Here is an 11,241-nt window from a genome sequence, read left to right on the forward strand (position 1 = left end):
TTCCTTGTGCTGTTGCCGGTTTTCGACAAGCCGTAGTGCTGGCAGCCAGCCTTGCGCGGACTGCAGCCACGAATAAGAGGCTAAGGTCCCTTAGTGTCTGGTGGGTGAGACCAAATCCGTGAGGCCAAGCTGTAAGACCAATCCTCTGGCCGTGCCGGGCGCTACATTGGGAGCATGACTGACAAGCACCCTGGGCAGTTTTCCGCGGATGCCGGGGAGCCCGTGCGGCTGAACGCGCGGGTGTCCGGCGTGGTCCAGGCGGTCGGCTTCCGGTACTGGACGGTGCGGAAGGCCGAAGACCTCGGGCTGACCGGCACTGTCAGGAACAACGACGACGGCTCCGTGGGCATTGTGGCGGAGGGGCCCCAGCCTCTGGTGCTGGAGTTGCGGCGCTGGCTGCGCTCGTCGGAGGCGCCGGGCCGGGTGGAGGACGTCCAAGAGTCCGTGTCGGCGGCGACGGGGGCGTTTACTAGTTTCCGGGTGGTGTACTGAGCGTCAGCAACCCGTGGCCCAGGACGGCTTTGCGGGACAGCGTCCGGTAGCCCTCGCGGTCGAACAGCACCGTGATGAGATCGCCGTCGTGCCCCATCACCAGGCCCGGACCCCAGAGGGCATGCTCCACTCGGGAGTTCAGCGGGAACGCCTCAGCACCGCTGGCGGAAATGTTGGCGGAGATGCGGGCCGCGGAAACACCGACTGCGGAATCACCGACGGCGGCAGCCCCGCCGTCGTGCTGGCCGTTGTGCCCGTGCTCCAAGAGCAGCGCGGTGCCTTCGGTGCAGGTGTCGCAGTTCCTGCAAGGTTCGGGCAGGTCCTCACCGAAGTAGCCGAGGAGGAACTGGCGGCGGCAGCGGTGCGTCTCGGCATAGTTGCGGATCATCGCGATGCGGGACTTGTCCACGCGCTCGCGGGCTGCGGCGAGCTCGACGGCGCGTTCCACCACTCGGGCGGGGTCCGCCGCCGGGTCTAGCGCCACCTCGAGCCGGACGCCGTCGTGGTGTGCTGTGACGGCGCCGGTGTCCTGCAATTGGTTCAGCAGGCCGGTAATCCGTCGGGCGGGGAAGCCAGTCCACTCGGCCAGCGTCTGTGGCTGGAGCGGGCCGCCCGCCTCCCGCAGCACGGTGAGGACCGCCAGCAGCGAGGCCTCGTCCGGAGTGTGGGTGGCGAAGAAGCGCCGCAGGCCGAGGTCCTCGGAGCGGTAGTGGAGCACTGCGACGGCGGGCTGCCCGTCCCGTCCGGCGCGGCCGATCTGCTGGTAGTAGCTGTCCAACGATTCGGGGATGTCGGCGTGGATGACGAAACGGACGTCGGGCTTGTCGATCCCCATGCCGAACGCTGTGGTGGCAACCACGACGTCCAGGCGGCCGTCGAGGAACTGCTCATGGACGAGTTCCCGCTCGGCGGCCGTGCGGCCGGCGTGGTACGCCGCGGCGCGGAGGCCATTCCGGGCCAGCCTCGCGGCGTACTTCTCGGTGTCCTTCCGCTTGGCGGCGTACACCAGCCCGGGCCCGCGCCCGGGCTTCGCGGGGATCGGGCCGGGGACACCTTCTAGGAGGACTTCGGCGGCGTGCCCGGCGACCAGTTCGGTGACCTGGTTGACGACGGCGACGCGCTTCTCCTTGTCCTCATGGTGGCGGTGCACCTCCAAGCGGATGTTGGGCCGGTCGAAGCCGTGGACCAGGACCATCGGGCCGATCATGCCGAGGCGGGCCAGGATTTCCTCGCGCACCGGGGGAGAGGCAGTGGCCGTCAGCGCCGCGGTGGTCGGGTTGCCGAGGCGCTCGCGGACCTCCCCGAGCCGGAGGTAATCCGGCCGGAAATCGTGGCCCCAGGCGGAGACGCAATGGGCCTCGTCCACCACGAACAGGGCGATGTTGAGCGCCGCGATCCGCTCCACCGTACTGGTCTTGGCGAGCTGTTCCGGCGCGAGGAAGAGGAACGCCGCCTCGCCGGATTCCACCGCCTGCCAGGCGTGCTCCTGTTCCCCGGCGCTGTGTGAGGAGTTGACCGCGACGGCGACGGCCGGCCCCGCGGCGTCCCGCAACCCGTCCAGCTGGTCCTCCTGCAGGGAAATCAGCGGGGACACGACGACGGTGGGCCGCTGCTGCCGGCGGTGCAGCATGAGGGCGGGGACCTGGTAGATGGCCGACTTTCCGTAGCCGGTGGGCATGACGGCGAGGACGTCCCGGCCGGCGGCGAGGGCGCGCATCCCGGTGAGCTGGCCTTCGCGGAGGTGCGCCAGGCCAAAGGTGACGTCCGCGAGGTGGCGGAGGTCGGCGTCGTCGTTCACTGGAGGCTGGGGCGCCGGGAGCGCTGGAACCGGGGGCGCCGGGGCGTCCGGTACCGGCGGTTCCGCGCTGGAAGCGACGGCCTCGGTCATGATTGCAGCTCCGTTGCGACAGTTTGCGGTGAAGCGGGGCGGCCATGGTGCGGGCCGTTGGTTTCAGCGTAGGACGTGCCCGAAGAGTTACGAAACTCTTGCGCCCGGGATCGGTCCGGTCCGGGGCGTACGGGACAAAGGACCCTCGGCAGAGAACGTGTTTCTGAGTAGGGTGGCCCCATGCAGAAGATATCGCTTGATGCCCTTGCCCGGCAGCAGATTGCAGCTGCGGTGGCGGCCCCCAGCGGACGTGCGGCAGATACTGCGTTTGGCGGACATGAGAAAGTTCTTCGCCAGACCGTCATGGCATTCAGGGCGGGGACGCAGTTGAGCGAGCATCAGAACCCCGGCGAAGCGACCGTGTTTGTGCTCCGCGGCTGTGTCCGGCTTCGGGCCGGCAACGAATCCTGGCAGGGCAAGACCGGCGATCTGCTGATCGTGCCCGACGGGCTGCACAGCCTGGAAGCGGAAGAGGACTCGGCGATCCTGATGACCGTGGCCAAAATCAATACCTGACGGCACAGCCGCAGGCGGGGAGACCGGTCGATCGACCAGGGGCCGGATTACCGCAAGGAGCAGGATATGACTGTCATCCCTTTCGACGAAGTCCCACAGACCCGGCGGTGGTGGGCCAGGGCCGCTTACGTCGCGATCGTCTGCGCGGCGCTCGTTCCCCTGGCGGCTGCGGGTTTGGCAGGAACCATCGCACTGCTCCTGACGGGTGCCGGCGGTCTCGTGGTGACCGTGGCCGGGATCTACTGGTTCCTCATCAGCCGCGGAGTCCTGCGCTGGTGCGCACTGGGACTGGCGGTGCTCGCCCCGCTGGTCGTGTTGTTCTTGTTCGTTCAAGCCGGACTCCTGTGGGAGGTCATGGTCACGGTGGGGCTCGTGTTCGTGGCGTTGGTGTGTGCCCGCGCGGCCCTCCGGGAGAGCCGGGAAGGCTCAAAGATGCCCGAGTACCCCGCTCCCACCTGGCGGCATGCATTCCTGGTGATGAATCCGCGTTCCGGCGGGGGCAAGGTGGTGAAGTTCGACCTCCAACGGAAGGCGGAGGAACTCGGCGCCGAGGTGGCGCTCCTCGAGGGCCCGGGCCCGGTGGATGTCGATGCGCTGGCCCGGCAGGCGGTGGAGCGCGGGGCGGATCTGCTCGGCGTCGCCGGCGGTGACGGAACCCAGGCGCTCGTGGCCGGCATCGCGGCCGAGCACAACCTGCCGTTCCTGGTGATCAGTGCCGGCACCCGCAACCACTTCGCCCTCGATCTCGGGCTGGACCGGGAGGATCCGACCGGCTGCCTGGATGCCCTCCGCGACGGGGTCGAGCTAAACGTGGACCTCGGCAAGATCAACGGCCGCACCTTTGTCAACAACGCCTCCTTCGGCGTGTACGCGGAGGTGGTGCAGAGCCCGGAGTACCGCGATGACAAGGCCGGCACCGTGCTGCAGATGCTGCCGGACCTGATCAAGGGGGACAAAGGCACGCGGCTGCGAGCCCAGATGGACGGCGTGACGGTGGACGGACCGCAGGCGGTGCTGGTGAGCAACGGCCCCTACGGCAGCAACGACCTCGCGGGCCTGGGCCGGCGGACCCGGCTGGACCGCGGCGTGCTCGGCGCGGTGACGATTTCCGCCGCCACCACCCGTGAAGCCGTGGGCCTGCTGCGCCGCGCGACCAAGCACGGGCTGATCCAACGCGCCGCGGCGGAGGTGGTGGTTGACGCAGACGTGCCCGCAATCCCCGTCGGTGTGGACGGCGAGGCCCTGCAGATGAGCACGCCAGTGCGGTGCAGCATCGAACCCGGTGCCCTGCGGGTCCTGGTTCCGCGGAAACGTCCCGGCGTCCCGCCCGCCCAGCCGGCGCTGGATCTGGTCCGGCTCCGTGAGCTGGCGTGGGGGCACCGGGACGCAGGGTCCACGGCGTCCGCGTCTTCGGCCCCGCAGGCCGAACGATAACGCAAGCACGCAACGGGAGGCCCTCATTGAAATTCAGCGATGCCAGGCAGCTTATCCAGATCAAGGCTCCCGTATTGTCCCGCCAACGGCGTGTGCTGGCGGGCGCCTACAACGTCGAGGAATACCGGAAATCGGCAAAGAAGGTCTTGCCGGCAGGGATCTTCGACTACCTCGACGGCGGATCTGAAGACGAAGTGACTCTCCGCCGCAACCGGGCTGTCTTCGACGCCTGGGCACTCATGCCCACTTGGGGTCCGGTGTCCGGACCCGATACGACGACGACCCTGCTCGGAAAAGACAGTGCCCTGCCCCTCACCTTGACACCCACAGGGGCCACCCGGCTGTTCCATCCCGAGGGGGAGCTGGCCGTCGCTGCTGCCGCGGACCGGGCCCGCATCCCCTACGGGCTGGCCGGGCTGAGCACCGTGGCGATGGAAACGATCGCCGAGCGACACCCGTCTCTTGACCGCTGGTTCAACTTCGGGCTCACCTCCAACGCCCAGGCGTTGAAGGACAAACTGGCGCGCTGCGACGCCGCAGGGTTCAACACCCTGATTGTCGGCGTCGATACGCGGGCGCTGGGTTCCAGGGAACGGGACCTCCACAACGGCTTCACCGCGCCTCCCGCGCTGACGCTGTCAACCATTGCGGACATCGCCCGACGTCCGTCCTGGTGGATCAACTTCCTGAAGTCGGACGGAATCAGTTTTCCCAATTTGGATCCGCGCAGTGCCGCGGCCACCTCTGTTGTTACCCCGTCCATGTGGCAGGACATCCTTGGCCACTCGGATGCGACCAGCGGATGGACGGAACTGGAAGCCTTGCGGCAGGCCTGGCATGGCAAGATCGTGCTGAAAGGCTGCGTCAACCCGGCCGACGTGGCGAAGGCCTCCCGCATTGGCCTGGACGCCGTCCAGCTGAGCAATCATGGCGGACGCCAGCTCGACCACATGCTGAGCCCCATGGATGTCCTCCAGGAATCGCGGCAGCGGGTGGGCGATTCGATCGAGATCTATGTGGACTCAGGCATCCGCCGGGGGAACGACATCCTCAAGGCGTTGGCACTCGGAGCCGATGCCTGTGCGATCGGCAGGGCCTACCTTTACGGATTGGTGGCGGCCGGCTCACCGGGTGTCGGGCGCATCATTGAGATCCTCGCCGATGAACTCCGGCGTACGATGACGTTAGTGGGCGTTTCCAGCATTTCCGAGTTGAAAGTTCGAGGCGGGGAAATTCTTCGGGACATTCGTCATTCCGGAGAAATCCTCGAAACAAGAGCGCCAGGTGACACGAATTGATGAGTCCTGAACTAGCAGTCACGTAGTGCCCTTCCGCAGCTTTGCGGGAGCCTAGAGGATCTTTGAACAGCTAAGGAAACCATGCGCATCCGATACCTTCTTCCCGTTCTCACCATAGCTACGGCGATGTCCCTCTCCGGTTGTGTCAACAACAGTGAACCAACCCCCTCTGGTGGGGCATCCGGAACAGCTGACACGATCGACGTGAAAAAGAATGACGCCATTGCCGCGTCGCTTCCGGAGAAAATGAAGAGTTCCGGCGTGCTCAATGTCGGCATGGCTAACAACTACCCGCCCAACGAGTTCAAGGACGATAACGGTGCGCCCGCTGGCTGGTCTGTGGACCTCACCAATGCCTTGGGCAAGGTAATGGGCTTGAAGGTCAATTTCGACATCGGCACCTTTGACAACATTCTTCCTGCCGTCAAAGCAGGGAAGGATGACATGGGAATGTCCTCGTTCTCGGACACACTGGAACGCGAAAAGCAGGTGGATTTCGTGAACTACTACTCTGCCGGCATCCAATGGGCCGCTCCCAAGGGCAAGACCGTGGACCCGAACAACGCGTGCGGGCTCAAAGTCGCTGTCCAGGCAACCACCTATGAGGACACGCATGAGGTGCCAGCAAAATCGAAGGCCTGCACGGATGCAGGGAAGCCGGCGATCACCATCTTCAAGTACGACGCGCAGGACCAGGCGACCAACGCCCTCGTGGTGGGACAGGTCGACGCGATGAGCGCCGATTCGCCCGTGACTCTTTATGCCATCTCCAAGACCAAGGACAAGCTGCAGACCGCCGGCGACGCCTTTGAGGTGGCGCCGTACGGCATCCCTGTGGCCAAGGGCAGTGAATTCACGCCCGTCCTCCAGAAGGCCCTCCAGGCGCTGATCGACGACGGCACGTACAACAAGATCCTGACCAAGTGGGGAGTGGAAGCCGGCGGCATCAAGACGGCGGCACTCAACGTGGCAGCCAAAGGGTGATAGTAAATGAGCGAGCCGGAATCCGGCAGGATGCTTGAGTCGGAACCTGATGGGAAGCGGCGAGCCCGCGCAGGACAGGACACGGACGACGCGCCGGCGGAGGCGATCGTTGCGATCCCGCTGCGTCACCCGTGGCGGATCTTCATTGCCGTGGTCCTGGTGCTCGGGTTGGCGGTCTTTGTGCTCGACGCTGCCCAGCGCCCCGACTACGGCTGGCCGGACGTGGGAAAGTACATTTTCGACCGCCGGATCAGCCAGGCCGCGTGGGTGACGTTGTGGCTGACCATCTACGCGATGATCGGCGCGATCGTCATCGGCCTGCTGCTGGCCATCATGCGGCTCTCACCAAATCCGGTGCTGAAGAGTATTGCCTGGCTGTATATCTGGATTTTCCGGGGAACTCCCGTCTACGTGCAGCTCGTGTTCTGGGGCATCGTGTCCCTGATCTATCCGGTCTTCACGCTGGGGATTCCGTTCACTCCGCCGTGGGTCACCGTCCCGAACGATATCTTCACGAACTTGTTTATCACCGCCGTGATCGGCCTGGCCTTGAACGAGGCCGCCTACATGTCTGAAATCGTGCGTGCCGGCCTGCTGTCAGTGGACGAGGGCCAGGCAGAGGCTTCGACGGCCCTGGCGATGTCCTGGGGACAGACGATGCGGTACGTCGTGGTTCCTCAGGCCATGAAGATCATCATTCCGCCTACCGGCAACGAAGTGATTTCGATGCTTAAGACCACCTCCCTGGTGGCCGCGATTCCATTGAGCATTGACCTCTATGGGGTTTCCCGTGGCATTTCAGCCGTGACGTTCACTCCCGTACCGCTGCTGATTGTGGCTTCCCTTTGGTACCTGCTCTTCACCTCGATCCTGATGGTCGGCCAGCACTTCATTGAAAAGCGGTTCTCCCGGGGAACCGGACGGCTCAAGACGACTGGCAAGGAACCCGCGGGGCCAGAACCGGGACTGACGGCGGGGCCCGGCGAACCGGGTGCACCGCTCAGTACTGATGCTGGAGGTAAGGGATGACGGGCGTGCCAATGGTCCTTGCGGAGAAGGTTTCCAAGAATTTCGGCTCCAACCGGGTCTTGCGCGGAATCAGCCTGAAGGTAGACCCGGGGGAGGTCCTCTGCATGGTGGGGCCCAGCGGTTCGGGTAAGTCGACGTTCCTGCGGTGCATCAACCACCTGGAAGTGGTTGATGGCGGCCGTCTTTCGGTCGACGGACAGCTGGTCGGCTACCGGCAAAAAGGAGACAAGCTTTACGAGCTCAAGCTCAAGGAAGCGGCTTTCCAACGCCAGGAAATCGGGATGGTCTTCCAAAGATTCAACCTGTTTCCGCACCTGACGGCGTTGGAGAACATCACCCTTGCTCCCATGCGGGTGAAGAAGATTTCCAAGGCCGCGGCCACTGCCCGGGCCGTGGAACTTCTGGAGCGTGTCGGGCTGGCGGACAAGGGCGATGCCTATCCGGCGCACCTTTCGGGCGGGCAACAGCAGCGGGTGGCCATTGCCCGTGCCCTGGCCATGGACCCGAAGCTGATGCTCTTCGACGAGCCGACAAGTGCCCTGGACCCGGAGCTGGTGGGCGAGGTCCTGGACGTCATGAAGGGACTGGCCAAGAGCGGTATGACCATGATTGTGGTGACCCATGAGATGGGGTTTGCCCGCGAGGTGGCGGACACGCTCGTGTTCATGGATGAAGGCGTGGTGGTGGAGGCCGGGCCTCCCCGCCAGATCCTGAGCGACCCGCAGCATGACAGGACCAAGGCATTCCTTTCCAAGGTCCTCTGACGCGTCACAAGGTTTCCAGGCACCGCCGGGTATGGGACAGACTGTTGCCGTGAGCAACTCTCCCCGGACGGGCATCGCCGTCGCCGGACTCAGCCTCGGCACGGCACTGAACCCGCTGAACTCCTCGATGATCGCCGTCGCCCTTGTGGTGCTGCGCGCAGACTTCGGGCTCGACGTCGCCACGGTCACCTGGGTGATCACGGCGTTTTACCTCACCTCCGCGGCCGGCCAGCCGCTCATGGGACGGCTGGCGGACCGCTTCGGCCCGCGCCGGCTGTTCATGCTCGGCATGGGCCTGGTGGCAGTGACGTGCGCGCTCGCTCCCTTCGCGCCGAACTTTGCCCTGCTCTGCGTGGCCCGTGCCTTCATGGCGCTGGGTACCGCGACCGCCTTTCCGAGCGCCGTCGTCATGGTCGCGGCGCTGGCACGGCAGGCGAACGTGAAGTCCACGCGGCCGCTGGGCCGGATCCAGATGGCCAATACCTCGGCTGCCGCCGTCGGTCCGGTGGTGGGCGGACTGCTGGTGAGCCTGGTCGGGTGGCAGGCGTTGTTCCTGATCAATGTTCCGCTCTCGATCGCCGCGATCCTGCTGGTCCGGCGCTTCGCTCCCGCCGACGAAGGACGGGAACGCGGCCGGGCCTCCGAGCTGCTGCGGGACTCGGACATCCCCGGGATTCTGGCGTTCCTGGGCGCCATGGTGCTGGTGATGATGGCGCTCCTGAACGTGCTTCCTGCCTACCGCTGGTGGCTACTGGGCAGCGGGATGCTGCTCGCCGTGCTGTTTGTCTGGCGCGAGCTGCGGTTCAGTCCGCCGTTCCTGGACCTGCGGCTGCTGGGCCGCAACCGGCCGTTGCTGCTGGTGTACCTCGGCTTTGCACTGTTCAGCGGCGTCTACTACTTCGCGTTCTTCGGCCTGCCGCAGCTGCTGCAGGAAGCCGGCGGTTACGATCCCGGCATCGTTGGGCTTCTGATGCTGCCGCTCGCCGCGATGTCGGTGGTCGTGACGCCCCTCGCAGTCCGCGCGATCGACCGTTTCGGCGTGAAGCGGGTACTGATCGCCGGCGTCGTGCTGCTGATTGTGGCGTCGGGGGCGATGTGGCTGCTGACGGCGTCGTTCGCCATTCCGCTGGTGTTTGGGCTGACCGCACTGCTGGGCGTGCCCTACGGCGTGGTCGGCATCGCCTCCAGCCAGGGCATGTACCTGTCCACCCGGATGGAGGAGCGCGGGGTGGCCGCCGGGATCTACCAGACCTGCCGGTACCTGGGGGCAATCACTGCCACTGTGCTGATCGGCATCTTCTATGGCACCGGCGTCAACCAGGAGAACTGGGGGCTGATGGTTTTCGTCATGCTCGGGCTGGGTGCTGTGGTGTTCGTGGTGTCTCTGCTGTGGCGGGAGCGGGAGAAAACCTAGGGGCCGCCAGCGCGGACTCCGACGCCGTCTCCCCGCCGGATGGGCTCCAGCAGTCAAACTGATACTGCCGCAGGGCATTGGACCGGGACGGGTGTTTGAGCTTCTCCATCGCCGTAACCTCGATCTGGCGTACGCGGTGGCGGGTCATGCCGAACGCTTTCGCGACGGCGTCCAAGGTAGTCCCTGCACCGCCCGTCATGCCGAAGCGCATCGCAATGACCCGGGCTTCCCGGGCCTCGAGTGTGTTGAGTACGGCATGCACCTGCGCCTTCATCTGTTGGTGAAAGAGCAAATCAGCCGCCTCGGGGTCAGAAGGATCCAACAGCTGTTCGGCCATCGCTTCGGTGCCGCCCTTGCCGTCGGGCACTTGACCGTCCAGCGAATGGATCGGCTTGTCCCAGGTCAGCAGATATTCGACGTTCTCGACCGAATTGTTCGTCAGCCGGGCAAGATCTTCCCGGCTGCAAAGGGTCCCCGTCATTGCGGCCGTCCGTTGTGCCGACCTCACTTTCTGCAGCTGATCGACGACGTTCCCTGGCAGCCGGATAAGACGGGCCTGATTAACCAGCGCCCGGGTGATGGCGCTGCGGATGCACCACACGGCGAAGGTGGAAAATCTGAACCCCTTGGTGAAGTCGAACTTGCAGATGGCCCGGTGCAGTCCGATGTTTCCCTCCTGGATCAGGTCGAGAAAGTCGAGGCCCCGGTGGGTGTAGTGCTTGGCGATGGACACTACCAACCGGAGGTTGGCCTGGAGCAGCGCGTCGGCAGCCCGCTTCCCCAGAAGAACGATGGTCCGCAGCTCGGCTATGTCCTGGCCGACCCGCGATGTGCCGTCCGCCAAGAGCTGTTCCGCGAAAAGCCCTGCCTCGATCTCTTGTGCCAGTTCCACCTCCTGCTCGGCGGTGAGCAGGTCGTATTGGCTCAGCCGGCGCAGGTAGTCCGCGACGGCGTCGTCGGTGAAATCGCCGCCGGCTGCCAGTAGTTGCGGCCAGTCAGAGTCGTTCGGATCGAATGATTCCGGGACCGAGGCAACGGCTGCAGGCGGGGACGGCGTCCTGCCGTTTGCCTCGTGGATCAGGTCAGCCATGTCATCCCCTGCCGGACGGTTCAAGCTCGTGAAGGCAGACTACGTGGCCGGTGTGACAACATTCGGGGGCATGGACGGATCCTGCAAAGGCGGTAGCCGCAGGACTTTGACACTCCCGGAACCCCGGAATATCTTCGGCCTTAACGAGGCATTTTGCCCGTTTCCCAACAATTTCGGCGCTGAAGGCCAACCGCCGGCCGGACACCAGACGCTAGGGGTTCAACGGTTTGATGCCACCGATGCCGCCTCTCCACGGCGGCGGCATCATCCTGCGTCCGGTTCCGGGCGATGTCGCCGGCGAGGGCCGCGCCGGGCAGAGAGAGGCAGATAGA

The 11,241-nt window shown here is 65.4% G+C and carries 10 protein-coding genes; 8 read left to right on the forward strand and 2 right to left on the reverse strand.

What is annotated here, in order from left to right:
* Nucleotides 1-174 precede the first annotated feature (174 nt).
* Nucleotides 175-492: an acylphosphatase gene (locus ABD243_RS08900; RefSeq protein ID WP_344364469.1), complete on the forward strand. Its 318-nt coding sequence runs from the start codon at nucleotides 175-177 to the stop codon at nucleotides 490-492.
* On the opposite strand, the gene ABD243_RS08905 is transcribed toward ABD243_RS08900, so the two are convergent.
* Nucleotides 470-2,290, reverse strand: coding sequence for a RecQ family ATP-dependent DNA helicase (locus ABD243_RS08905; RefSeq protein ID WP_344364710.1), 1,821 nt, complete (start codon nucleotides 2,288-2,290; stop codon nucleotides 470-472). The two genes, ABD243_RS08900 and ABD243_RS08905, sit on opposite strands and share 23 nt — an antisense overlap.
* A 270-nt stretch (nucleotides 2,291-2,560) precedes the next feature.
* Here ABD243_RS08905 and ABD243_RS08910 point away from each other — a divergent pair, with 270 nt between their 5' ends.
* The 7 genes from ABD243_RS08910 to ABD243_RS08940 all read left to right on the forward strand — a co-directional run bounded on the left by ABD243_RS08910 (nucleotide 2,561) and on the right by ABD243_RS08940 (nucleotide 9,819).
* Complete coding sequence (locus tag ABD243_RS08910) at nucleotides 2,561-2,896, forward strand: cupin domain-containing protein (RefSeq protein ID WP_344364471.1); 336 nt, start codon at nucleotides 2,561-2,563, stop codon at nucleotides 2,894-2,896.
* 66 nt (nucleotides 2,897-2,962) lie between these two features.
* Nucleotides 2,963-4,330, forward strand: coding sequence for a diacylglycerol/lipid kinase family protein (locus ABD243_RS08915; RefSeq protein WP_344364473.1), 1,368 nt, complete (start codon nucleotides 2,963-2,965; stop codon nucleotides 4,328-4,330).
* A gap of 74 nt (nucleotides 4,331-4,404) precedes the next feature.
* A complete protein-coding gene (locus ABD243_RS08920; protein ID WP_344364475.1) occupies nucleotides 4,405-5,628 on the forward strand; it encodes an alpha-hydroxy acid oxidase in 1,224 nt (407 codons plus the stop codon).
* A gap of 204 nt (nucleotides 5,629-5,832) precedes the next feature.
* On the forward strand, nucleotides 5,833-6,612 hold the full coding sequence (locus ABD243_RS08925) for an ABC transporter substrate-binding protein (RefSeq protein ID WP_344364477.1): 780 nt from the start codon (nucleotides 5,833-5,835) through the stop codon (nucleotides 6,610-6,612).
* Between the two features lie 6 nt (nucleotides 6,613-6,618).
* Nucleotides 6,619-7,641, forward strand: a complete 1,023-nt coding sequence (locus tag ABD243_RS08930) for an amino acid ABC transporter permease (RefSeq protein ID WP_344364479.1) — start codon at nucleotides 6,619-6,621, stop codon at nucleotides 7,639-7,641.
* Nucleotides 7,638-8,405, forward strand: coding sequence for an amino acid ABC transporter ATP-binding protein (locus tag ABD243_RS08935; protein ID WP_344364482.1), 768 nt, complete (start codon nucleotides 7,638-7,640; stop codon nucleotides 8,403-8,405). Before ABD243_RS08930 ends, ABD243_RS08935 begins: the two co-directional genes overlap by 4 nt.
* A gap of 49 nt (nucleotides 8,406-8,454) precedes the next feature.
* Complete coding sequence (locus ABD243_RS08940; protein WP_344364485.1) at nucleotides 8,455-9,819, forward strand: MFS transporter; 1,365 nt, start codon at nucleotides 8,455-8,457, stop codon at nucleotides 9,817-9,819.
* On the opposite strand, the gene ABD243_RS08945 is transcribed toward ABD243_RS08940, so the two are convergent.
* Nucleotides 9,752-10,909: a sigma-70 family RNA polymerase sigma factor gene (locus tag ABD243_RS08945; RefSeq protein WP_344364488.1), complete on the reverse strand. Its 1,158-nt coding sequence runs from the start codon at nucleotides 10,907-10,909 to the stop codon at nucleotides 9,752-9,754. The genes ABD243_RS08940 and ABD243_RS08945 overlap by 68 nt on opposite strands.
* Nucleotides 10,910-11,241: the final 332 nt, after the last annotated feature.

It is taken from the genome of Arthrobacter humicola, assembly GCF_039531445.1.
GTDB lineage: Bacteria > Actinomycetota > Actinomycetes > Actinomycetales > Micrococcaceae > Arthrobacter > Arthrobacter humicola.

What these genes read in the sequence shown, in the direction of transcription:
- ABD243_RS08900 (WP_344364469.1), top strand. Translation starts at nt 175, where the DNA reads ATGACTGACAAGCACCCTGGGCAGTTTTCCGCGGATGCCGGGGAGCCC.
- ABD243_RS08910 (WP_344364471.1), top strand. Translation starts at nt 2,561, where the DNA reads ATGCAGAAGATATCGCTTGATGCCCTTGCCCGGCAGCAGATTGCAGCT.
- ABD243_RS08915 (WP_344364473.1), top strand. Translation starts at nt 2,963, where the DNA reads ATGACTGTCATCCCTTTCGACGAAGTCCCACAGACCCGGCGGTGGTGG.
- ABD243_RS08930 (WP_344364479.1), top strand. Translation starts at nt 6,619, where the DNA reads ATGAGCGAGCCGGAATCCGGCAGGATGCTTGAGTCGGAACCTGATGGG.
- ABD243_RS08935 (WP_344364482.1), top strand. Translation starts at nt 7,638, where the DNA reads ATGACGGGCGTGCCAATGGTCCTTGCGGAGAAGGTTTCCAAGAATTTC.
- ABD243_RS08945 (WP_344364488.1), bottom strand. Translation starts at nt 10,909, where the DNA reads ATGGCTGACCTGATCCACGAGGCAAACGGCAGGACGCCGTCCCCGCCT.